At 71.1% G+C, this 23,026-nt stretch carries 18 protein-coding genes, 1 rRNA gene and 1 pseudogene; 15 read left to right on the forward strand and 5 right to left on the reverse strand.

What is annotated here, in order from left to right; all coding sequences use genetic code 11:
* Positions 1 to 16 precede the first annotated feature (16 nt).
* Positions 17 to 1,429 (reverse strand): DNA repair protein RadA, encoded by a 1,413-nt coding sequence (gene radA / locus SSPS47_RS19535; protein ID WP_164252186.1) that lies wholly within the window; start codon positions 1,427 to 1,429, stop codon positions 17 to 19.
* Positions 1,430 to 1,535: 106 nt separating this feature from the next.
* Between radA and SSPS47_RS19540 the strand changes: the two genes are divergently transcribed.
* A complete protein-coding gene (locus SSPS47_RS19540; protein WP_239064984.1) occupies positions 1,536 to 3,404 on the forward strand; it encodes a hypothetical protein in 1,869 nt (622 codons plus the stop codon).
* A 25-nt stretch (positions 3,405 to 3,429) separates the two neighbouring features.
* Here the strand turns inward: SSPS47_RS19540 and SSPS47_RS19545 are convergent, their stop codons facing one another.
* On the reverse strand, positions 3,430 to 4,248 hold the full coding sequence (locus tag SSPS47_RS19545; protein ID WP_147878339.1) for a hypothetical protein: 819 nt from the start codon (positions 4,246 to 4,248) through the stop codon (positions 3,430 to 3,432).
* 39 nt (positions 4,249 to 4,287) lie between these two features.
* Here SSPS47_RS19545 and SSPS47_RS19550 point away from each other — a divergent pair, with 39 nt between their 5' ends.
* From SSPS47_RS19550 to ilvD, 4 genes are all read left to right on the forward strand, one after another.
* Positions 4,288 to 5,226, forward strand: coding sequence for a Ppx/GppA phosphatase family protein (locus SSPS47_RS19550; protein ID WP_147878338.1), 939 nt, complete (start codon positions 4,288 to 4,290; stop codon positions 5,224 to 5,226).
* 116 nt (positions 5,227 to 5,342) lie between these two features.
* Positions 5,343 to 6,245 (forward strand): sugar phosphate isomerase/epimerase, encoded by a 903-nt coding sequence (locus tag SSPS47_RS19555; protein ID WP_239064985.1) that lies wholly within the window; start codon positions 5,343 to 5,345, stop codon positions 6,243 to 6,245.
* Entirely contained in the window at positions 6,242 to 6,877 is a 636-nt protein-coding gene (locus tag SSPS47_RS19560) for a TetR family transcriptional regulator (RefSeq protein WP_147878337.1), read from the forward strand. The genes SSPS47_RS19555 and SSPS47_RS19560 overlap by 4 nt, the downstream gene beginning before the upstream one ends.
* A gap of 160 nt (positions 6,878 to 7,037) precedes the next feature.
* Complete coding sequence (gene ilvD, locus SSPS47_RS19565; RefSeq protein ID WP_164252188.1) at positions 7,038 to 8,888, forward strand: dihydroxy-acid dehydratase; 1,851 nt, start codon at positions 7,038 to 7,040, stop codon at positions 8,886 to 8,888.
* A gap of 87 nt (positions 8,889 to 8,975) precedes the next feature.
* Here the strand turns inward: ilvD and SSPS47_RS19570 are convergent, their stop codons facing one another.
* A complete protein-coding gene (locus SSPS47_RS19570; protein WP_164252189.1) occupies positions 8,976 to 11,228 on the reverse strand; it encodes a serine/threonine-protein kinase in 2,253 nt (750 codons plus the stop codon).
* A 140-nt stretch (positions 11,229 to 11,368) separates the two neighbouring features.
* On the opposite strand from SSPS47_RS19570, the gene SSPS47_RS19575 reads away from it, so the two are divergent.
* The 8 genes and pseudogenes from SSPS47_RS19575 to proC all read left to right on the forward strand — a co-directional run bounded on the left by SSPS47_RS19575 (position 11,369) and on the right by proC (position 17,948).
* Entirely contained in the window at positions 11,369 to 11,719 is a 351-nt protein-coding gene (locus SSPS47_RS19575) for a hypothetical protein (RefSeq protein ID WP_164252190.1), read from the forward strand.
* A 141-nt stretch (positions 11,720 to 11,860) separates the two neighbouring features.
* Complete coding sequence (locus SSPS47_RS19580; protein WP_164254734.1) at positions 11,861 to 12,364, forward strand: hypothetical protein; 504 nt, start codon at positions 11,861 to 11,863, stop codon at positions 12,362 to 12,364.
* A gap of 103 nt (positions 12,365 to 12,467) precedes the next feature.
* Positions 12,468 to 13,247, forward strand: a pseudogene (locus tag SSPS47_RS19585) (class I SAM-dependent methyltransferase).
* Positions 13,248 to 13,275: 28 nt separating this feature from the next.
* Positions 13,276 to 14,148, forward strand: a complete 873-nt coding sequence (gene sigJ / locus SSPS47_RS19590; RefSeq protein ID WP_164252191.1) for an RNA polymerase sigma factor SigJ — start codon at positions 13,276 to 13,278, stop codon at positions 14,146 to 14,148.
* Between the two features lie 45 nt (positions 14,149 to 14,193).
* Entirely contained in the window at positions 14,194 to 15,363 is a 1,170-nt protein-coding gene (locus SSPS47_RS19595; RefSeq protein ID WP_164252192.1) for an FAD-dependent oxidoreductase, read from the forward strand.
* A 47-nt stretch (positions 15,364 to 15,410) separates the two neighbouring features.
* Positions 15,411 to 16,184, forward strand: coding sequence for an ABC transporter ATP-binding protein (locus tag SSPS47_RS19600; RefSeq protein WP_164252193.1), 774 nt, complete (start codon positions 15,411 to 15,413; stop codon positions 16,182 to 16,184).
* Complete coding sequence (locus tag SSPS47_RS19605) at positions 16,181 to 16,981, forward strand: ABC transporter permease (RefSeq protein WP_164252194.1); 801 nt, start codon at positions 16,181 to 16,183, stop codon at positions 16,979 to 16,981. Before SSPS47_RS19600 ends, SSPS47_RS19605 begins: the two co-directional genes overlap by 4 nt.
* A 157-nt stretch (positions 16,982 to 17,138) precedes the next feature.
* On the forward strand, positions 17,139 to 17,948 hold the full coding sequence (proC, locus tag SSPS47_RS19610; RefSeq protein WP_164252195.1) for a pyrroline-5-carboxylate reductase: 810 nt from the start codon (positions 17,139 to 17,141) through the stop codon (positions 17,946 to 17,948).
* A 22-nt stretch (positions 17,949 to 17,970) separates the two neighbouring features.
* On the opposite strand, the gene SSPS47_RS19615 is transcribed toward proC, so the two are convergent.
* Positions 17,971 to 18,561 (reverse strand): cysteine hydrolase family protein, encoded by a 591-nt coding sequence (locus SSPS47_RS19615; RefSeq protein WP_164252196.1) that lies wholly within the window; start codon positions 18,559 to 18,561, stop codon positions 17,971 to 17,973.
* 75 nt (positions 18,562 to 18,636) lie between these two features.
* Between SSPS47_RS19615 and SSPS47_RS19620 the strand changes: the two genes are divergently transcribed.
* A complete protein-coding gene (locus tag SSPS47_RS19620; RefSeq protein ID WP_164252197.1) occupies positions 18,637 to 19,638 on the forward strand; it encodes a helix-turn-helix domain-containing protein in 1,002 nt (333 codons plus the stop codon).
* On the opposite strand, the gene trpS is transcribed toward SSPS47_RS19620, so the two are convergent.
* Positions 19,605 to 20,603 carry a tryptophan--tRNA ligase gene (gene trpS / locus SSPS47_RS19625; RefSeq protein ID WP_164252198.1) on the reverse strand — a complete coding sequence of 333 codons (999 nt, stop codon included), beginning with the start codon at positions 20,601 to 20,603 and terminating at the stop codon, positions 19,605 to 19,607. The genes SSPS47_RS19620 and trpS overlap by 34 nt on opposite strands.
* A gap of 764 nt (positions 20,604 to 21,367) precedes the next feature.
* Between trpS and SSPS47_RS19630 the strand changes: the two genes are divergently transcribed.
* Positions 21,368 to 22,891: ribosomal RNA gene (locus tag SSPS47_RS19630) — 16S ribosomal RNA — on the forward strand.
* The last annotated feature ends 135 nt before the right edge of the window (positions 22,892 to 23,026 follow it).

The raw sequence follows: 23,026 nt of genomic DNA on the forward strand, positions 1-23,026 counted from the left end.
GAGACCAGGGCAAAGTCTACCGGCGGTCCTCGCCGTCCCGTGGGGCCTCCGCCCGACCCCGGCGCGGAAGCACACTCAGAGCCGCCCCCATGTCGGCGACTTCTGTGACCTTCATACCGGCCGGGATCTTCCCCGGATCGGTCGGGACGAGGGCGTGCGTGAAGCCCAGGCGGTGCGCCTCGGCCAGTCTGCGCTGGACTCCCGTGACCCTTCTGACCTCGCCCGCGAGGCCCACCTCGCCGATCGCGACCAGGTTCGTCGGCAGGGGGGTGTCGCTCGCCGCCGAGGCCAGGGCCAGCGCGATCGCCAGGTCGGCGGCCGGCTCGGAGAGCTTCACACCGCCGACCGTCGCGCTGTAGATGTCGCGCTTGCCGAGGGCGCTGATCCGGCCGCGCTGTTCGAGGACGGCCAGCATCATCGAGACGCGGGAGGTCTCCAGGCCGGACGTGGTGCGGCGGGGGGACGGGATCTGCGAGTCGACCGTCAGCGCCTGCACCTCGGCGACCAGCGGGCGGCGGCCTTCGAGCGTGACCGTCAGGCAGGTGCCGGGGACCGGCTGGTCCCGGCGGGTGAGGAAGAGACCGGAGGGGTCGGCGAGGCCGGTGATGCCCTCGTCGTGCAGCTCGAAGCAGCCGACCTCGTCCGTCGTGCCGTACCTGTTCTTGACGCCCCGCACCAGCCGCAGCCGCGCGTGCCGGTCGCCCTCGAAGGACAGCACCACGTCCACCAGGTGCTCCAGCAGCCGGGGGCCGGCGATCGCGCCGTCCTTGGTGACATGGCCGACCAGCAGGGTGGACATGCCCCGCTCCTTGGAGGCCCGGATGAGCGCGCCGGCGACCTCCCGGACCTGCGCCATGCCGCCGGGCGCGCCGTCGATCTCCGGCGACGCCACCGTCTGTACGGAGTCCAGGACGAGCAGCGACGGCTTGACCGCGTCGAGGTGCCCGAGGACGGCCGAGAGGTCCGTCTCGGCCGCCAGATAGAGGTGGTCGTCGATGGCCTTGATGCGGTCCGCGCGCAGCCGCACCTGGCTCGCCGACTCCTCGCCCGTCACATAGAGCGTGCGGTGCTCGGAGGAGGCCGCCTTCGCCGCGACGTCCAGGAGCAGCGTGGACTTGCCGACGCCCGGTTCACCGGCCACCAGCACGACGGCCCCCGGCACGAGCCCGCCGCCGAGGACGCGGTCCAGCTCGTTTACGCCCGTCGAGCGCGCCGTCGCCGTGCGGCCGTCGACCTGGCCGATCGGGAGGGCCGGGGTGCTGACCCGGCCGACCGCCGTCGTCCGTACGGCGGGCGCGCCGTACTCCTCGACGGTGCCCCATGCCTGGCACTCGGGGCAGCGGCCCAGCCACTTGACGGTCGTCCAACCGCACTCGGTACAGCGGTAGGACGGTCGGTCCTTGGCGGATTTGGTACGGGCGACAGCCATGGCGCCACCGTATAGGCGACCACCGACAGTCGTTACCGCGGTGGCCGCTCGGGCAGCCCCGGCGCCAGGAAACGGTCACAGCGGACGTTTCACCCGTAAGGATTAAATGTGGGCGAGGGTGGGGAGGGTCGTGCGCTCCCGTGTCTACCGTCGCCGGGTGACGAGCAGCAGACTGGAGCCCCCCACGTACACCACCGGCGCACACCGTGCGCCCCGTCGCGCGCCCCGATCGGGGACGCGCCGACCGCCCGTGCGCTACGAGCCCTATCTGGACGGGCTGTTCACGTACTGCCTCTCCGTGCTGTGCGACCACGACGCAGCCATCGAGGTGTTGGGTGAGGTCCTGGCCATCTCCGAACGCCACTACGGGCGTTGCCCGACCGGCGCGGACGAGCGCGGGGCCTGGCTGTACGCGCTGGCCCGGTGGGCCTGTCTGCGGCGGCTCGGCGAGCGGCGGGGGAGCCGCCCGGGGGCGCACTCGGGCCGCCGTCGCACGCCCGGCGGGGATTTCGGTGCCGACGCGAGGGCCGACGTCCCGCCGGAGATCGCCGAGCGCCGGCGTCGTGAACTCGCCCTGCTGGCCTGGCCCGAGGCCGCCGGTACGACCCCCGAGCAGCGCGAGGCCCTCGAACTCGCCGTACGTCACCGGCTCGGCGCGCGCGACGTCGCCGCCGTCCTGTCCATGGAGCTCATGCCGGCCCGCGAACTGCTCAACTCCGCCGCCTGCGAGGTCGAGCGCACCAGGGCCGCGCTGGCCGTCATCGAGACGGGCAACTGCCCCGCCGTCGCCCGGCTCACCGGCGACGACCAGGTGCTGCTCTCGGCCGTGCTCCGCCGCGAACTCGTCCGGCACGTGGACGACTGCCCGCGCTGCCGCCGCGCCGCCGAGCGCGCCGAGGCGGCGGGCCCCTGGCCCGGCTCGGCCGCCTCCGCGCGCGCCGCCCGGCCCACGTCGTCCGGCGTGCCCTCCCGGACCGCCTCGCCCGCCGTCCTGCCGCTCGTCCGGGCCCCCCGGGCCGCGGCGTACGGCGCCATGACGAACACCCCGCGCGCCCGTGCCACGACCCCGCGCTTCGGCCGCAACGGCTTCCCCATGGACCCGAAGGACCGCGCCGCCCGCCGGGACCGGCTGCGCTCGCGGGCCGTCACCACCACCGTCGTGGCGACCGTCGTGGCCGCGCCCGTGCTCGCCCTCTGGGCGGCGTACCGGGGCGCGCCGCCGACCGGCGAGGCCCACGGCGGGACGTCGGTGAGCGCCGACGCCGCCGAGCGGCGCGGCGCGCAGGGGGCCGATCCGTACGACAACTACGAGAACGCGGGCAACGCCGAGAACCGGGCCGGTGCCCCCTTCACCACCGGCAGCCGTGACCCGGACGTCTCGGTCGAGGTCATCAGCGACGGGACGGGCACCCCGCCCGGCACACCCGGAACGGGCTCGGGACGGCTCTCGGTCACGGCGGAGTCGACCGGCGACCGTACGAGGATCACGCTCACCGCGACCGGCGGCGAGCCCGTCTCCTGGTCGGCCTGGACGAGCGCGTCGTGGCTGCGGCTGAGCCGTACCTCGGGCACGCTCGCCCCCGGCAGGTCCGTCACCGTCCACGTCCACGTGGACCACTCCCGCGAGCCGTCGGGCCCGTGGAGCGCCCGGATCGGGCTGACCCCGGCGGGCTCGGCGGTCTCGATCAGCGGTTACGGTTCCAGGCCGCCTTCCTCGTCCCACCCCGGGCCCGGCAGGCCGACGCACCCGACGCGCCCGCCGTCCTCGACGCCGCCGGGCACCGGCGGCCCCGGGCCGAGCGATCCCGGCGAACCGACCGGTCCGGCCCCGTCCGACCCCACCGGTCCGCCGCCCGGCACCGGCGCTCCTACCGATCCCGGCACCGGTCGGCCGAGTGACCCGCCGCCCTCGCCGGACGACCCCGGCGACCCGACCGGTCCCGGCGGGCCGGACAAGAGGCCCCCGTCGCCGTGAGCGGGCGCGCGCACATACGCCGGTGTCAGGGCGCCGGGTCCGCCGGGTGCGGGGCGACGAGCGGCAGCGCGCTCGCCAGCCGCGCCTCGCACAGCTCGGCCAGCGCGTCGTACCCCGCCTTGCCCATCAGCTCGGTCAGCTCGGGCGCGTACGTCCGGTACACCGGCTCGCCCGCGCCGTGCGCCGACGTCGCCGACGTGCACCACCAGTGCAGGTCGTGCCCGCCGGGGCCCCAGCCCCGGCGGTCGTACTCGCCGATCGTCACCTGGAGCACCCGCGACTCGTCGGGCCGGTCGATCCAGTCGTACGTACGCCGGACCGGCAGCTGCCAGCAGACGTCGGGCTTCGTCTCCAGCGGCTCGCGGCCCTCGCGCAGCGCCAGGATGTGCAGCGAGCAGCCCGCGCCGCCGGCGAAGCCGGGGCGGTTCTGGAAGATGCAGGAGCCGTCCCAGCGGCGCGTCTTGCGGGCGCCGTCGTCGTCCGTCTCCGTCCAGCCGCTCTCCGCCCCCACGTCGTGGAACTGCCACAGCTCCGGAGTGAGGCGCTTCACATGCCCGGCGACGCGTTTCTCGTCGTCCTCGTCGGAGAAGTGCGCCCCCAGCGTGCAGCAGCCGTCGTCGGCGCGGCCCGCCTCGATGCCCTGGCAGCCGCTGCCGAAGATGCAGGACCACCGCGAGGTGAGCCACGTCAGATCGCAGCGGAAGACCTGTTCGTCGTCCGCCGGATCAGGGAATTCGACCCACGACCGGGCGAAGTCCAGCCCCTTCTCGTCGGACGGACCCTGCTCGTGCTGCTTCTTGGCGCGCCCGGCTTTGCCCGGCTTCGCCTTTTTCGTCTTTGGCACGACTCCAGCGTATGCGTGTCGCCGCAGTAGCGTTCGCCCATGAGACTCGGAGTTCTCGACGTCGGTTCGAACACCGTCCACCTGCTGGCGGTCGACGCCCACCGCGGCGCGCGACCGCTGCCCGCCCATTCGCACAAGACCGAGCTGAGACTCGCCGAACTGCTCGACGCGGACGGCGCGATCGGGCCCGACGGTGTCGAGCGGCTGGTGGCGACGATCGCCGAGGCGCTCCAGGCCGCCGAGGACAAGGGCTGCGAGGCGGTGCTGTCGTTCGCCACGTCCGCCGTGCGCGAGGCGAGCAACGCCGACCAGGTGCTCGCCAGGGTCAAGGAGGAGACGGACGTCGACCTCCAGGTCCTCAGCGGCGACGAGGAGGCCCGGCTGACCTTCCTCGCGGCGCGCCGCTGGTTCGGCTGGTCGGCAGGGAAACTGCTGGTCCTCGACATCGGCGGCGGCTCGCTGGAGATCGCGTACGGCATCGACGAGGAACCCGACGCCGTCGTGTCGCTGCCCCTGGGCGCCGGCCGGCTCACCGCCGCCTGGCTGCCCGGGGACCCGCCCGATCCACAGGCCGTACGCGCGCTGCGCCGCCATGTGCGGGCCCAGATCGCCCGTACCGTCGGCGAGTTCACCCGATTCGGCGAGCCGGACCATGTCGTGGCCACCTCGAAGACCTTCCGGCAGCTCGCGCGGATCGCCGGGGCGGCCCGCTCCGCCGAGGGGCTCTACGTGCAGCGCGATCTGAGCCGCAAGGCGCTGGAGGAGTGGGTCCCCAGGCTGGCGACGATGACCGCCGCGCGCCGTGCCGGGCTGCCCGGCGTCTCGGACGGGCGGGCGTCCCAGCTGCTGGCCGGCGCGCTGGTCGCGGAGGCGGCGATGGATCTGTTCGGTGTCGAGGACCTGGAGATCTGTCCGTGGGCGCTGCGCGAGGGTGTGATCCTGCGACGGCTGGACCAGCTGCCCACGACGGAGGTCTGACCTCCGTCCACGGAGGGGGGCCCGACGTCACCTCTTTACGAGGGTGATCCGTTGCTCTCGTCACTTTCCGCTGCGATGCCCGCGATGCCGCCTGCCGGTGCCCGTACCCTGTCCCCGTGGCAGAACCAGTGGTGCGCATCCCGGATGCGAAGGTCGCCCTGTCGACAGCCTCCGTTTATCCGGAGTCCACGGCGACGGCCTTCGAGATGGCCGGGCGCCTGGGGTACGACGGCGTCGAGGTCATGGTCTGGACGGATCCCGTCAGCCAGGACATCGAGGCGCTGCGCCGCCTGTCCGACTACCACCACGTGCCGATCCTCGCCATCCACGCGCCATGTCTGCTGATCACGCAGCGTGTCTGGTCGACGGACCCCTGGACCAAGCTCCAGCGGGCACGGTCGGCCGCCGAGCGGTTGGGTGCCTCCACGGTCGTCGTGCACCCGCCCTTCCGCTGGCAGCGCCAGTACTCCCGCGACTTCGTCTCCGGTATCTGGCGGATGGCCGACGAGACGGATGTGCGCTTCGCCGTCGAGAACATGTACCCGTGGCGCTACCGGGACCGTGAGGTGCTCGCGTACGCCCCCGACTGGGACGTGACGAAGGACGACTACCGCCACTTCACCGTCGACCTGTCACACACGGCCACCGCCCGCGCCGACGCGATGTCCATGGTCGACCGCATGGGCGACCGGCTGGGACACGTCCACCTCGCGGACGGCAACGGGTCGGCCAAGGACGAGCACCTGGTGCCGGGACGCGGCAGCCAGCCCTGCGCCGAACTGCTCGAACGGCTGGCCCGCGGCTCCTTCGACGGCCATGTCGTGATCGAGGTCAACACACGGCGCGCGATGTCGTCGGCCGAACGCGAGGCCGATCTGGCGGAGGCGCTGGCCTTCACCCGGCTCCACCTGGCGTCGTCGGCCGGCTCCGGCGCGGCGTCCCCCGCCGGGCCGACGGCGGAGAGCCGGGCACCGAAGCCCCGTGTGTCCCACGCCCGGCCCCGGATCCGCCGCACATGACCGGTACGGCCCCGCGCCGCCGTGGCCGCCCCGCACGCTCGGACGCGGACACCGGCCCCGGCGCCCGTGAGCGGATCCTCGACGCCGCCCGCAACGAGTTCGCCGAGCGCGGCTACGACAAGACGTCCGTGCGCGGCATCGCGAAGGCGGCCGGTGTGGACCCGGCCCTCGTGCATCACTACTTCGGTACGAAGGACGAGGTCTTCGGCGCGGCCATCGAGGTCTCCTTCGAACCGGCGCTGGTCCTTCCCGCGCTGCTGAGCGGCGGTGAGGAGGGCATCGGCGAGCGGCTCGCGCGCTTCTTCATCGGCGTGTGGGAGAACCCGGTGTCCAGGGCCCCGCTGCTCGCGATCCTGCGCTCCGCGGTGACCAACGAGGCCGCGGCGGCCATGCTGCGCAAGTTCGTGCTGCGGCGGCTGCTGGAGCGGATCGCGGTCGAACTCGACGTACCGGACCCCACCCTCCGCGCCGAGCTGGCCGCCTCGCACATGATCGGGATCGCGATCCTGCGGTACGTGCTCAAGGCGGAGCCGCTGGCGTCGGTGGACACGGAGGAGATCGTCAGGATCGTCGCGCCGACGCTCCAGCGGTATCTGACGGAGGCCGGACCCGTCCAGGACGGACCCGCCTGAGAACCGGCCTGCGGGACCTGCCGGCCCCCGCCTCGGCGGCCCGGCCGAAAGCTGAACGGCCGTCCCGCATTCCGGAACGACCGTCCAGATCTTGGAGCGGTGGGCGTAGGCTCGAAAAAGTCACTTTCCACCGAAGGATCTGCCGAAGGAGCGAGCGACGATGCCCGAGCTGAGGTCCCGCACTGTCACCCACGGCCGCAACATGGCGGGCGCGCGCGCCCTTATGCGGGCGTCGGGCGTAGCGAGCGAGGACATCGGCAAGCCGATCGTCGCCGTGGCCAACTCCTTCACGGAGTTCGTTCCCGGACACACCCACCTCGCCCCCGTCGGCCGGATCGTCTCCGAGGCGATCAAGGCAGCGGGCGCCGTACCGCGCGAGTTCAACACCATCGCCGTGGACGACGGCATCGCCATGGGCCACGGAGGCATGCTCTACAGCCTGCCGTCCCGTGATCTGATCGCCGACTCCGTCGAGTACATGGTCGAGGCGCACTGCGCGGACGCGCTGATCTGCATCTCCAACTGCGACAAGATCACCCCGGGCATGCTGATGGCCGCCATGCGCCTCAACATCCCCACGGTCTTCGTCTCCGGCGGTCCGATGGAGGCCGGCAAGGCCACCCTGGTCGACGGCACGGTCCGCAAGCTGGACCTGATCAACGCGATCTCGGACGCCGTGAACGAGTCCGTCTCGGACGAGGACATGCTCCGTATCGAGGAGAACGCCTGCCCGACCTGCGGCTCCTGTTCGGGCATGTTCACCGCGAACTCGATGAACTGCCTCGCCGAGGCCATCGGTCTCGCCCTGCCCGGCAACGGCTCGGTCCTCGCCACCCACACCGCGCGCAAGGCGCTGTACGAGAACGCGGGCGCCACGGTCGTCGACATCACCAAGCGCTACTACGGAGGCGGCGACGAGACCGTCCTGCCGCGCAGCATCGCCACCCGCGCGGCCTTCGACAACGCGATGGCGCTCGACATCGCCATGGGCGGCTCCACGAACACGATCCTGCACCTCCTCGCCGCCGCCCAGGAGGGCGGTCTCGACTACGGCCTGGACGAGATCGACGCCGTCTCGCGGCGTGTCCCGTGCCTGGCGAAGGTCGCGCCGAACGTGGCCCCCGGCGGCACGTACTACATGGAGGACATCCACCGGGCCGGCGGTATCCCCGCCATCCTGGGCGAGCTGTACCGGGGCGGCCTCCTTCAGGAGGGCGTGCACTCGGTGCACTCCGACTCGCTCGACGAGTGGCTCAAGACGTGGGACGTGCGCGGCGGTTCACCCTCCGAGGAGGCCGTGGAGCTGTGGCACGCGGCGCCCGGCTGCAAGCGCTCGGCGACCGCGTTCTCCCAGTCCGAGCGGTGGGACACGCTCGACCTGGACGCCGAGGGCGGCTGCATCCGCTCCGTGGAGCACGCGTACTCGAAGGACGGCGGACTCGCCGTGCTGAAGGGCAACCTGGCCGTCGACGGCTGTGTCGTGAAGACCGCGGGCGTGGACGAGTCGATCTGGACCTTCGAGGGCCCGGCCGTCGTCTGCGAGTCGCAGGACGAGGCCGTCGAGAAGATCCTCCGTAAGGAGATCAAGGAGGGCGATGTCATCGTCATCCGCTACGAGGGTCCGCGCGGCGGCCCCGGCATGCAGGAGATGCTCTACCCCACCTCGTATCTGAAGGGCCGGGGCCTGGGCAAGGCGTGCGCCCTGGTCACCGACGGCCGCTTCTCCGGCGGTACGTCGGGCCTGTCGATCGGCCACGCCTCGCCGGAGGCGGCGTCCGGCGGGACGATCGCGCTGGTGCGGGACGGCGACCGCATCCGGATCGACATCCCGGGACGCTCGATCGAACTGCTCGTCGGGGACGACGAGTTGGGGGTCCGGCGGGACGCGCTGAACGGGGTGTACGAGCCGGTCGCACGCGAGCGCAAGGTCTCCGTGGCGCTGCGCGCGTACGCGGCGATGGCCACGAGCGCCGACAAGGGCGCGGTCAGGGACATCTCCCGGCTGGGCTGACCCGCCCCGACATCAGCACGGCCGGGCCGCAGCACAGCCGCCGCAGCGCAGCCGGTCGGACACGAGGACCCCGGCACCCGGTGCGCGTCACCAGGTGCCGGGGTCCTCGCTGTCCACGGCGAAGACGGAGCCGTCCGGCGCCCCGGCGTAGACGCGGCCGGGAGCGACGGCGGGGGCGGGCAGCGACGGCATGCTGGCGAGCTTGCCCGACAGCAGACGTGGTTTCGTACGGCCGATCAGCGTGCCGTCCGCCGTGTCGACCGTGATCAGCTGACCGTCCGCGGCGGAGAAGTAGAGCCGGTCCCCGGCCGTCACGACGGGAACGGACGAGCGGGCGACATCGGTCTCCAACTCCCAGCGGGGCTCGGCGTTCCCGCCCTTACGGGTCGTGTCGAGGGCCAGCAGGGTCCCGCCGCGCGCCAGCAGATACGCGGTGCCGTCGCGCACGGCGAGCTGCGCCTGGGACACGACGTAGGGCAGCGGGACACGGCGCACGTCGCCGCTCGCGGTGTCGTAACGCACGACCGCGTCCGTCATCGAGTCCTGGTCGAGCGAGGAGAGGAACAGGACGCCGCGCTCGGTGGCCACCGGCGTGAGGTATCCGCCGAGCCGACGCTGCCAGGCGAGCTCACCGGTCTTCGACTCCACCGCGCTGACCAGCGTGGTGCGGCCGTCGCCCGACTGCTCGGCGGCGTAGGAGTGCCCGGTCGCCGCACTGTGCGGGGAGAAGACGGGATCGGAGTGACCCGGCAGCCGGCGCTCCCAACGCGTCCTGCCCGTCGCGCTGTTCAGCGCCTCCACCCGCCCGTCGTCGTTCACGAGCAGGACGGTGCCGTCGGCGTGGTGGACGCCGCCCCGGTAACCGGAGAGGCCCTTGCTCCAGACCTCGGCGCCGTCGTCCTTCTCGTACGCCCGCAGCCGCGCGCCCTTCGACGTGGTGAGGACGGCGTGGACCAGACCGCCGGAGACGACGGGTACGTCCGTGCCGTCGTCGCCCGCGCCCCGTGACCAGATCACCCGCCCGTCGGCGGGGTCGAGCCGGGCGGCGGCGACGCCCCGCGTGGAGCAGACCAGTGTCGCCGAGACGCCGGAGAGGCTCGGTGTGTACGCACACGCCGGTGCGACGCCCCGCTCGGCGGCGTCCCCGATGGACGGGGCCCGCCACGGCTCGAACGCCGCGCCGGCCGCTTCCGCCGTGCCGGAGCCCGCCGGGCCGCCGGACGGCGACCGCGTGTCGCCGAAGCCCTGTGCGGCCCAGAGCCCGCCGTACACGAGCACGACGACGCCGACCGCGAGCGCCGGCCACTTGACCCGCTTCCGGCTGCCGATCGCTGTCCTCGGCTCCGCCGGGTCCCGCCCCGCGCTTCGGCGCGCGCCCCGCTCCGCCCCGGGGCCCGGCACCGTGGCCGGACCCGCCGCCCGATTCGCCGCCGTCGCCGACGCGGACGCGCGGCCGGACGGCGACCGCGCCCCGACACGGGTGCGCTGCTCCCCGGCCGGGGTTGTGGGCGGCCGCTCCACGGAGCGCCGCTGAGCCGGTATGAAGGCGTCCGCCTCGTACGACGGCGGGCGGAGCTCCGACATGATCTCGTCCGGCGTGGGACGTTTCTCCGGGTCCTTCGCGAGGCACCGCCCGACCAGCGGCGCCAGATCGGCGGGCAGGCCGACCAGATCCGCCTCGTCGTGCACCACCTGGTAGGCGACGATGTACGGGCTGTCGGAGTCGAACGGCCCGCGGCCGGTCGCCGCGTGCACCAGCAGCGAGCCCAGCGCGAACACATCGGCCGCGGGCCCCACTTCACGCGGGCGCTGGAACTGCTCGGGGGCCATGTACGGCGGCGAGCCGATCAACTTCCCCGTCTCGGTGCGCAGATCGCTGTCGACCGGCCGCGAGATGCCGAAGTCGATGACCTTGGGGCCGTTGTCCGTGAGGAGTACGTTGCCCGGCTTGAGGTCGCGATGGACGACACCGGCCCGGTGGATGTCCCGCAGCGCCTCGGCGAGTCCCGCCGTCAGCCGGCGCAACTCGGCGGGAGCCATCGGCCCGTTGTTCTTGACCTGCTCGGCCAGGGTGGGGCCCGGGATGTACGAGGTGGCCATCCAGGGCCGCTCGGCATCCGGGTCCGCGTCCACGACGGGCGCGGTGAACGCACCGCTGACCAGGCGCGCGGCGGCGACCTCCTGGCGGAAGCGGGCCCGGAACTCCGGGTCCGCCGCGTACTGCTGGTGCACCACCTTCACGGCGAGGCGCAGCCCCGACGCGGAGCGCGCGAGATGCACGACGCCCATGCCACCGGAGCCGAGGCAGGCCTCAAGGCGGTAACTCCCGGCGTATTCCATGTGTGTGTCCCCCGTGTCGCTTCTGCGAGCGCGCGACTCACGGAGCCTAGTCGAAGGTGCGGCTGTGGCTGAAGGGTCTTGCTAGCCTGCGCGTCGCAGAGAGTGAACATTCAACAAGATCACCAAGGGGGAGGGCAGCGATGACTGTTGAAGGGGTAGGAGAGGTCGGAGAGATCCAGGAGACGGGCGCGGGCGCCGAGGCGGCGGTCGCCGACGCCGAGGTGGGCACACTCGCCGCGTCGGTCGTCAGATACCCGGTCGCGCCGGGCTACCGCGTCAACGTGCGTTCGGGGCCGGGCACGCACTACCGGCTGGTCCGCGTCCTGCCGTACGACGCCAGGGTCCCGATCAACTGCCAGAAGCCGGGCGAGTCGGTGTCCGGGCCGTACGGGACGTCGAAAATCTGGGACAACATCGCCAACGGCGAATTCGTCTCGGACGCCTACGTCAGAACAGGGAGTGACGGGTACGTCGCGCCGCGCTGCGCCTGAGCCGGGGCTCGCACGCCGCTCGGTCCCGGCCCCGGCCGGGCTCTCGCTCACAGGGATAATCGTCCTGTGAGCGAGAGCCAGAGCGTGAGCGCGTCCGACAGCGCCGAAGCCACCGGGACCACCGCAGCCGCGGCGACGGGGGTGGGCACGGACGGCAGCGGCGGTGACAGCGGCCCCCGGCCCGAGCCGATCCGTTTCTTCGGCACGACCTGGGTCGCGCGCGGCGGCGGCTACGCGCCGCGCCGCGTCGCCGTCTGCGCCGGATCACTGGCCGCCGCCGTCGGCGCGTGCTTCCTGCTGCGCTTCGCCTTCGAGGGCCTGGAGATCGCGAAGGCCGGCTCCTTCGTCGGTGTCCTCGTCATCGTGATGTTCGCGGTGTGCAGCGCCATCGCCTTCCGCCGGACCTGGGAAGGCTTCTCGAAGCGCCCCGCCGACCCGGCCCGCGACGAGTCGCTGCGCAGCCTCAAGATGATCGGCTTCATCGGCTCGCTGACCGCGTACTTCCTGCGCTCACTGGCCGAGGCACCGGGGGAGGGGCTTCGCCGCGGCGAGTACGAGACGGCCCTCGCCCGGTACGAACGCCGGCGGACCGCCCGTGCGCGCAACCCGGCCGCCCGCAAGGTCAAGCGCCCCAAGCGCAAGTGACCCATCGGCGGACCCTCGGCGCAACTGACCCCCGGCGGACCTGACGAGCCGGTCCGGCGACCGGGAACACACCACGCGTCGCACCACGCGTCAGGATGGACCCATGACCGATCGCGCGCTCTCCTTCGACGCCGTCGCCGGCCAGTACGACGCCGCCAGGCCCGGCTATCCGCCGCTCCTCTTCGAAGCCGTCGAGGAACTGTCCGGCCGCTCACTGAGAGGCTCCCGCGTCGTGGACGTCGGCGCCGGGACCGGTATCGCCACCCGCCTGCTGCGTGCGCGCGGCGCCGACGTCACCGCCGTCGAACCGGGCCCCGAAATGGCCGCGCGGCTCCGCCGCACCCTGCCGGACACCCCGCTGGTCAGGGCTTTCGGCGACGCCCTGCCGATCGCGGACGCGTCGGCCGACCTGGTGACGTAGGCCCAGTCCTGGCACTGGACCGACCCGGCCCACTCCGTCCCCGAGGCCCTGCGGGTGCTGCGGCCCGGCGGCGCGCTCGCCCTGTGGTGGAACGTCGCCGACCGCGCCGTGCCCTGGGTCGCCGCACAGGAGCGGCGGCTGCACCTGATCGCCGGCGCCGGAGCCCACAGTTCCGACGGCCACCGCGCCGGGAGCCCGCTGGACGATCTGGTGACCGTACGGCGCGAGCTGCGCTGGACGCGCACCGTCCCGCTCGACACCCACCTCGCCAACCTCGGCAGCCACTCCCTCTTCCGGGTGCTGGGCGACGACGCCACGGCGGCCTGCCTGGCCGACGAGCGCGTCGAACTGCTCAAGGTCTTTCCGGCCAGCCTGGTCGAGGAGGCGTACGTCGTCGAGCTGACTGTCACACTTCGCCCGTCCGTGTCGTCTGTCGTACAGGGCCCCTCGTCCCGGGCCTGACACCGACAGGGGAGAGGAGCACCGGCTCATGGCCGATCTGGCCGAATTCGAGCGGCAGCGCAAGAGGCTGTGGGGCATCGCCTACCGCATCACCGGATCCGTCGCCGACGCCGAGGACGCCGTCCAGGAGGACTGGCTGCGCTGGCAGCAGCTGCCCGACGGCGAGGCGGACGATCCGAAGGCGTATCTGACGACGGTCGTCAGCCGGCTCTGTTACGACCAGCTGGGTTCCGCGCGCGCCCGCCGCGAGTCGTACGTCGGGCCCTGGCTGCCCGAGCCGGTGGTCACCGAGAGCGGGCCCGAGGACCGGGTGACGCTGGACGAGTCGGTGGGGCTCGCCATGCTCACCGTGCTGGAGCGGCTGACACCGGCCGAACGCACCGCGTTCATCCTGCACGACGTCTTCGCCGTGCCGTTCAAGGAGATCGCGGAGGTGGTGGGCCGCACGCCCGACTCCGTACGGCAGCTGGCCTCCCGCGCCCGCCAGCGGGTACGGGCCGAGGCGCCCCGCCGCTCCGTCGACCGGGGCGAACACCGGCGGGCCGTCGACGCGTTCCTGTCGGCCGTGCTCGGCGGGGACTTCGACGGTCTGCTGGAGATCCTCGACCCCGAGGTGGTGTGGCGCTCGGACGGCGGCGGCAAGGTCATGGCGGCCAGACTGCCCATTCTCGGCGACGAGAAGGTCGTCCGCTTCACCCGGCGTCTGATGCGCGACTTCGACCCCGAGACGATGCACGCCCTCGTGCGGGAGGTGAACGGCTCTCCGGGTGTGGTGCTGGTCGACCCGGTCGGCGGGCAGAGCGCCGTCTTCGGGTTCAACGTGCACCGTGGGCTGATCACCGAGGTCGACGCCGTGATCAACCCGGAGAAGCTGCGCCACCTCGACCTCGGGAGCCTGTGACCACGCTCACTGTTACATTCGGGCGCCCCGCGTCGTCCCCCTTGTATGACACCCAACGACGCATCCCTCTCGTCCTTCCCCTCCTCCCCCTCCCCCTCCCCCGGCGGCCCGGCCGCCGGCGCCGGAAAGAGACGGGTCGTCGTGGTCGGCGCGGGCTACGCGGGGCTGATGTGCGCGCTGCGCCTCGCCCGGCACGCCCACGTCACCCTCGTCGATCCCGCCGACCGGTTCACCGAACGCGTCCGGCTGCACGAACGCGCCGCCGGACGCCCCGACGTCACCCACGCCCTCGGCTCGTTCCTCCGCTCGACCGGCATCACCCACATCGCCTCCCGCGTGGCGGCCGTCGACACCGACGCCCGTGAGGTCCTCACCGACGACGGCCGGGGCCTCCCGTACGACCGGCTCGTCCTCGCCCTCGGCAGCCGCACCCGGTCCGTCGACCCCGGCGACCGCGACCGGGCGTACACCGTCGAGTCCGCCACCCAACTGCACAAACGCCTCCAGGACGGTCCCGGCGCCCTGACCGTCGTGGGCGGTGGTCTCACCGGGATCGAACTGGCCACCGAACTCGCCGAGACCCACCCCCGCTGGCGCGTCGGGCTTCTGACGGACGGCGTCGTGGGACCGGGTCTCTCGGGCAGGGGCCGCGCCCATGTCCGCACGGCGCTCGGCGTCCGGGGCGTACGCGTCGAGGAGGGCCGCCGTATCGCCGGCCCCGAGGACATCGACACCGACGTCGTCGTCTGGGCCGCCTCGATGACCCCCAACACCGAACCGGCGCGCGCCGCCGGGATCGCCACCGACGCCGGGGGACGCGTCGAGGTGGACGCGGCGCTGCGGTCCGTGTCGCATCCCGAGGTGTACGCGGTGGGCGACGCGGCGGCCGGGCACAGCGCCACCGCCGGTTCGCTGCGCATGGGTTGCGCCGCCGCCCTGCCCAGCGGCTCGCAGGCCGCGGCCTCGATCATCGCCGACCTGCGGGGCGAGGAGCCGAAACCGCTGAACTTCTCCTACCACCTCCAGTGTCTGAGCCTCGGCCGCCGTGACGGGCTCGTCCAGTTCGTACGGGCCGACGACTCGCCCCGCGACCGCGTGCTGACCGGTCGCCCGGCGGCGTATGTGAAGGAGGGCATCGTCCGCTCGACGGTCGGCATCCTCCGGACGGCGTCCCGCCGCCCGGAACTGGTCCCGCGCGTCCCGGGCTTCGGCTGAGCCCCCGGCCTTGACGGTGCGGCGAGGGCGGGAGCATTATTCATCGCATGATGAATAAACCCGAGGCTGCCATCCGCGCCCGCGGTCTGCGCGTCGCACGGGGCGAACGCACCGTGCTGCGCGACCTCGACTTCGCCGTACCGCCCGGCCGGATCACCGGTCTCCTCGGCCCCTCCGGCTGCGGCAAGTCCACGCTGATGCGCGCCGTCGTCGGCACCCAGGCCAAGGTCACCGGCACCCTGGACGTCCTCGGCCGCCCGGCCGGCGACGCCACGCTCCGCGCCCGCATCGGGTACGTCACCCAGGCGCCGTCCGTCTACGACGACCTGACGGTCCGTCAGAACCTGGACTACTTCGCGGCGATCCTCGACCCGGGACGCTCCCACCGCGACGCCCGCGACGAGACCGTCCACCGCGCCATCACCGACGTCGACCTCGCGTCCCACGCCGACGCCCTCGCCGGCCGGCTCTCCGGCGGCCAGCGCAACCGCGTCTCCCTCGCCGTCGCCCTGCTCGGCACGCCCGAACTCCTCGTGCTCGACGAACCGACCGTCGGCCTCGACCCCGTACTCCGCCGCGACCTGTGGGAACTCTTCCACCGCATCGCCGCCGACCGCGCGGCCACCCTCCTCGTCTCCTCCCATGTGATGGACGAGGCCGAACGCTGCCACCGCCTCCTCCTCATGCGCGACGGCGACATCCTGGCCGACGACACCCCCGACGCCCTGCGCGCCCGCAACGGCTCCGAAACGGTCGAAGAAGCCTTCCTCCACCTGGTCGACGAGGCCAACGCCCACGCACTGCAGGAGACCCCCCGATGACCACCGCCGAGACCCCGACCCCGGCCGTGACCCCGCCGCCGCTCCCCGCACCGCGCGCCTTCTCCGGCGCCAGGACCCTGGCCACCGCCGCCCGCGTCCTGAGTCAGCTCCGCCACGACCCCCGGTCCATCGCGCTGATGATCCTCGTCCCGTGCGTGATGCTCTTCCTCCTCCGCTACGTCTTCGACGCAGACGAACGCACCTTCGACTCCATCGGCGCCTCACTCCTCGGGATCTTCCCGCTGATCACGATGTTCCTGGTCACCTCCATAGCCACCCTCCGCGAGCGCACCTCCGGCACACTCGAACGCCTCCTCGCCCTGCCCATCGGCAAGGCCGACCTCATCGCCGGCTACGCCCTCGCCTTCGGCGCCCTCGCGGTCGTCCAGTCCCTGCTCGCCACCGGACTCGCCGTCTGGGGCCTCGGCCTGGACGTCGTCGGCTCGCCGTGGCTGCTCCTGCTGGTCGCGCTCCTCGACGCGCTCCTCGGCACGGCCCTCGGACTCTTCGTCTCCGCCTTCGCCTCGTCCGAATTCCAGGCGGTGCAGTTCATGCCGGCGGTGATCTTCCCCCAACTGCTGCTCTGCGGACTGTTCACCGCACGCGAGAACATGCACCCGGTGCTCGAAGCGGTCTCCAACGTCCTGCCCATGTCCTACGCCGTCGACGGAATGAACGAGGTGCTGCGCCACTCCGAAGTCACCGGCGACTTCGTACGCGACATCGCGATCGTCGCCGGCTGCGCGGTCCTGGTCCTCGCCCTCGGCGCGGCGACCCTCCGCCGCCGCACGGCCTGAGTCCTGTCCGGTCCGGGCCGGCGCGCCGTTCCGACACTCGGACATCGCGAGCCCGCCCCCGTCGCCGGTGCGAGGATGGGCCCGGATGTTCCGTACGACGGCTCGGACCTGATCCAGAGGACAGGCGCCAGAACCACCACCGGCGAGGTGACCCCGCATGACCAAGACCATCGCAGTGCTCGGTGCCGGCAAGATCGGCGAAGCTCTCCTCAGCGGCATGATCCGAGCCGGCTGGCGCCCGGCCGACCTTCTCGTCACCACCCGCCGCGCCGAACGCGCCTCCCAGCTCCGGGACCGCTACGGCGTCGAACCCGTCACCAACGCCGAGGCCGCCAAGCGCGCCGACACGCTCATCCTCGCCGTGAAGCCCCAGGACATGGGCAAACTCCTCGACGAACTCGCCCCCCACGTCGCCGCCGACCGGCTGGTCATCAGCGCCGCAGCGGGTATCCCCACGGCCTTCGTCGAAGAACGCCTCACCGCCGGCATCCCCGTCGTACGCGTCATGCCCAACACCCCCGTCCTCGTCGATGAAGGCATGTCCGTCATCTCCGGCGGCAGCCACGCGACCCCCGCCGACCTCAACCACACCGACGAGATCTTCGGCGGCGTCGGCAAGACCGCCCGCGTCCCCGAGTCCCAGCAGGACGCGGCGACCGCCCTCTCCGGCTCCGGCCCGGCGTACTTCTACTTCCTGGTCGAGGCGATGACCGACGCCGGCATCCTCCTCGGCCTGCCCCGCGCCCAGGCCCACGACCTCATCGTCCAGGCCGCCATCGGCGCCGCGGTCATGCTGCGCGACAGCGGCGAGCACCCGGTGAAACTCCGTGAGGCCGTGACCTCCCCGGCGGGCACCACCATCAGCGCCATCCGCGAACTGGAGAACCACGGCGTACGAGCCGCCCTCATCGCCGCGATCGAAGCCGCCCGCGACCGCAGCCGCGAACTCGCCTCCGGCAACGGCTGACCCCCACGCCCCCGGCGCACGGTCAGACGGACGCCGCCCTCACCACCTCCTCCGTCGTCACGACCTTCGCGAAACCACCACCGTGCAGCGACACCGCCGTCGCCCGCGTCAACTCCCGCGCGCTCGACTCCCAGCCCCAGGGCCCCTTCTGGCCGAAGGTGTACGTCGCGTCGAGCGCGAAGAACACCTCGTACCCGAGATTCCCGGCCATGCGTGTCGTGGTCTCCGCACACATGTTGGTCTGGATCCCCGCCACCACGAGCTGACCGATCCCCGCGGCCTTGAGCCACGCCCCCAGATCCGGCGTGCCGTAAAAAGCGGAGTTCACGCTCTTCACCACCAGCAGCTCAGACTCGGCCGCGCCCTTCCCCCGCCGCCGCTCGACGTACTCCTTGAAGCCGTTCCCCTCATACCCGGGCCGCAACGGTGATCCCGGCGTGGTCGAGTCGTGCCGGGTGAACACGACCGGCCGCCCACTCGCCTGCCACGCGTCGATCAGCGCGGCGATGTTGTCGTCCGCCTCCGGGTTGTTCCGCACACCCCAGTACTCCACCTCCTCGAATCCGTGCTGCACATCGATGACCACCAGCGCCGCGTTCTCAGCTATCTCCATGGACCCCATGCTGCCGCCGGGCGCGGCCCGCCTCCAGAGGTACAGAAGTCAGCGGTCGATGGTTTACTGCCACTCATGGCCGACGTAGCCGTCCCCACTCCTCAACGCATCGCCCTCCTCGCCTTTCCCGGTGTCCGTGCCTTCGACGTATCGGTCATCACCGAGGTCTGGGGCGATGACCGCACCGACCGGGGCGTGCCCGCCTTCGACCTCCACCGCCCGGCCGCCGACCCCGCGCCCATCGCCCTGCGCGGCGGGCTCACCCTCACCCCCGACCGCACCCTCGCCTGGCTCACCCGCGCCGACCTGATCGTCGTCCCCGGCCTGGACGACCACCTCACCCCCGCCCCCGCACCGGTACTCGGCGCCCTCCGCCGCGCCCACGGCCGAGGCACGACGATCGCCGCGCTCTGCGGCGGCGCCTTCACCCTCGCCCAGGCCGGCCTCCTCGACGGCCGCCGCGCCATCACCCACTGGAACCTCACCGGCCTTCTCCGCGAGCACCACCCCCGGGTCACGGTCGTCCCCGACGCCCTCTTCCTCCACGACAGCAACATCTGGACCTCCGCCGGCACGGCAGCGGGCATCGACCTCTGCCTCCACCTCGTCCGCACGACCCACGGAGCCGAGACCGCGGCGACCATCGCCCGCTCGATGGTCACGGCGCCCTACCGCACAGGCACCCAGGCCCAGTTCATCGAACGGCCCACGCCCCGCGCCGACCGGGACGAGGACGCCCTCGCCTCCGTACGCGAATACGCCCTGCACCACCTCGACCGGCCGCTCACCATCACCGACCTCGCCGCCCACGCGGGAATGTCCCCCCGCTCCTTCGCCCGCCACTTCCAGGCCACCACCGGCACCACGCCGCTGCGCTGGCTCATCGCACAGCGCCTCGCGGCGGCACAGAAACTCCTCGAACGCACCGACCTCCCCATGGCCGAGGTCGCGGGCCGCACGGGCTTCGGCAGCGAGGTGACCATGCGCCAGCACTTCGCCGGCCACCTCGGCACCAGCCCGCGCGACTACCGCGCCGCTTTCCGTCAGCCGGCCGGCAGAAGCCCGATCGCCTCATAGGCGGCATCCACCACCGGCCGGGCCATCCCCCTGGCCCGCTCCGCACCCTCCTTCAGGACCTGGTCCACATGACCGGGATCCGCCGCGAGCTCCGCATGCCGCGCCCGGACCGGCCGCAACAGCTCGACGACGGCCTCAGCCGTGTCCTTCTTGAGCGAGCCGTACGACTCATATACACCGGCCAGCTCAGTTGGGTTCCCGCCCTCGCACGCCGACAGGATCTCCAGCAGATTCGCCACCCCCGGCCTGCCGACCGGGTCGTACTCGACCTCACGCCCGCTGTCCGTGACGGCCCGCATCACCTTCCTGCGCACCACGTCCGTCTCGTCCAGCAGATAGACGATCCCGGCCCCGGACTCGTGCGACTTCCCCATCTTCGAGCTCGGATCCTGGAGATCCATGACCCGGGCGGCCACCGGCGGATTCGTGGCCCTGGGGACGGTGAACGTCGGCCCGTAGCGAAGGTTGAAACGCTCGGCCAGGTCGCGCGTCAGCTCCAAGTGCTGCGTCTGGTCGTCCCCGACCGGCACCTCGTCGGTCCGGTACGCGAGGATGTCCGCCGCCATCAGCGCCGGATAGGTCAGCAGCGACGTCCGCACACTCTGCCCGGCGGCCTTGGCGCGCACGGACTTCTCCTTGTACTGGATCATGCGCCGCAGCTCGCCGTCCGTCGCCGTGCACTCCAATAGATAGGAGAGCCGAGTGTGCTCGTCCACATGACTCTGGACGAACACCGTGCACCGCGCCGGATCCAGCCCGGCCGCCAGCAGCAGCGTCGCTGCCTGCCGGCTGAGTCTGCGAACACGGGCCGGATCGTGTTCGACGGTCAGGGCGTGCAGGTCGACGATGCTGAACAGGGCATCGGCCCGGTACTGGTCCACCTCCGCCCACCTGCGTACGGCTCCGAGGTAGTTGCCCAGCGTCAGATGGCCCGTCGGCTTGACCCCGCTGAAGATCCGCGTCATCTCTGTCGTCCCTCTCCTGGTTCGGAGCCGCAGCCGTGGAGGCCGGGCTCCCGAACCTCCACAGGGGGAGAACGCGAACGGCCGCCGGAGCGGCGGCCGTTGATCGCATACGTGTCAGCAGGCCGCCGTCAGACGGCCCGCCAGCTGAAGTTGCACGCATGCGTGGTCATGGGCGCAAGAGTACGCGGCCTGTACCCCGCCGACCCGAAGTTGACACGTCCCAGACGTGAAAGTAATGTTCTCCGAGCTGTCCGACGTGAGCATCGACCTCGGTCGATCCCCGGACGGTCATTCCGCAAGACCACTGCAAACGTGCGACATCCGGTCGCTTGCTTTTGCGTGCGCTTTTGCGAAATGGGGAATCCGCGTTCGAAGGGACGCGAACCCCGATTAGCGTCGGGGGAACGGTTCCGCTAAAGTCTCACTCGTCGGAACGGCCGCAGGGCCGGAAAGACAAACCCGCTGACTGGGAATCAGACGCCGAAAGGTTCTGATAGAGTCGGGAACGCAAGACAGCAAGACCGAAGGGAAAGCCCGGAGGGGCCCGGAGACGGGACCGAAGGAAGCGTCCGTTCCTTGAGAACTCAACAGCGTGCCAAAAGTCAACGCCAGATATGTTGATACCCCGACCTCGTCCGCATTCTGTGGATTGGGTTGAGGTTCCTTTGATAGAAACACAGCGAGGACGCTGTGAACGACCGGTCTTATTCCGACCGGTTGTTCCGCTCTCGTGGTGTCCACCTGACCTTCGGGTCGGGAATACATTCACGGAGAGTTTGATCCTGGCTCAGGACGAACGCTGGCGGCGTGCTTAACACATGCAAGTCGAACGATGAAGCCTTCGGGTGGATTAGTGGCGAACGGGTGAGTAACACGTGGGCAATCTGCCCTGCACTCTGGGACAAGCCCTGGAAACGGGGTCTAATACCGGATAATACTGTGCCCCTCATGGGGGACGGTTGAAAGCTCCGGCGGTGCAGGATGAGCCCGCGGCCTATCAGCTTGTTGGTGGGGTAATGGCCTACCAAGGCGACGACGGGTAGCCGGCCTGAGAGGGCGACCGGCCACACTGGGACTGAGACACGGCCCAGACTCCTACGGGAGGCAGCAGTGGGGAATATTGCACAATGGGCGAAAGCCTGATGCAGCGACGCCGCGTGAGGGATGACGGCCTTCGGGTTGTAAACCTCTTTCAGCAGGGAAGAAGCGAAAGTGACGGTACCTGCAGAAGAAGCGCCGGCTAACTACGTGCCAGCAGCCGCGGTAATACGTAGGGCGCAAGCGTTGTCCGGAATTATTGGGCGTAAAGAGCTCGTAGGCGGTTTGTCACGTCGGGTGTGAAAGCCCGGGGCTTAACCCCGGGTCTGCATTCGATACGGGCAGACTAGAGTGTGGTAGGGGAGATCGGAATTCCTGGTGTAGCGGTGAAATGCGCAGATATCAGGAGGAACACCGGTGGCGAAGGCGGATCTCTGGGCCATTACTGACGCTGAGGAGCGAAAGCGTGGGGAGCGAACAGGATTAGATACCCTGGTAGTCCACGCCGTAAACGTTGGGAACTAGGTGTTGGCGACATTCCACGTCGTCGGTGCCGCAGCTAACGCATTAAGTTCCCCGCCTGGGGAGTACGGCCGCAAGGCTAAAACTCAAAGGAATTGACGGGGGCCCGCACAAGCAGCGGAGCATGTGGCTTAATTCGACGCAACGCGAAGAACCTTACCAAGGCTTGACATACACCGGAAAGCATCAGAGATGGTGCCCCCCTTGTGGTCGGTGTACAGGTGGTGCATGGCTGTCGTCAGCTCGTGTCGTGAGATGTTGGGTTAAGTCCCGCAACGAGCGCAACCCTTGTTCTGTGTTGCCAGCATGCCCTTCGGGGTGATGGGGACTCACAGGAGACCGCCGGGGTCAACTCGGAGGAAGGTGGGGACGACGTCAAGTCATCATGCCCCTTATGTCTTGGGCTGCACACGTGCTACAATGGCCGGTACAATGAGCTGCGATACCGCAAGGTGGAGCGAATCTCAAAAAGCCGGTCTCAGTTCGGATTGGGGTCTGCAACTCGACCCCATGAAGTCGGAGTTGCTAGTAATCGCAGATCAGCATTGCTGCGGTGAATACGTTCCCGGGCCTTGTACACACCGCCCGTCACGTCACGAAAGTCGGTAACACCCGAAGCCGGTGGCCCAACCCCTTGTGGGAGGGAGCTGTCGAAGGTGGGACTGGCGATTGGGACGAAGTCGTAACAAGGTAGCCGTACCGGAAGGTGCGGCTGGATCACCTCCTTTCTAAGGAGCACTTCTCACCAGAGCCTTTCGGGGGTCTGGTCAGGGGCCAGTACGCCGGCGAATGTCCGGTGCTGGTTGCTCATGGGTGGAACGTTGACTATTCGGCACAGTGAGTTGGTTGTGTTTGCCAGTACT

Source organism: Streptomyces sp. S4.7, assembly GCF_010384365.1.
GTDB lineage: Bacteria > Actinomycetota > Actinomycetes > Streptomycetales > Streptomycetaceae > Streptomyces.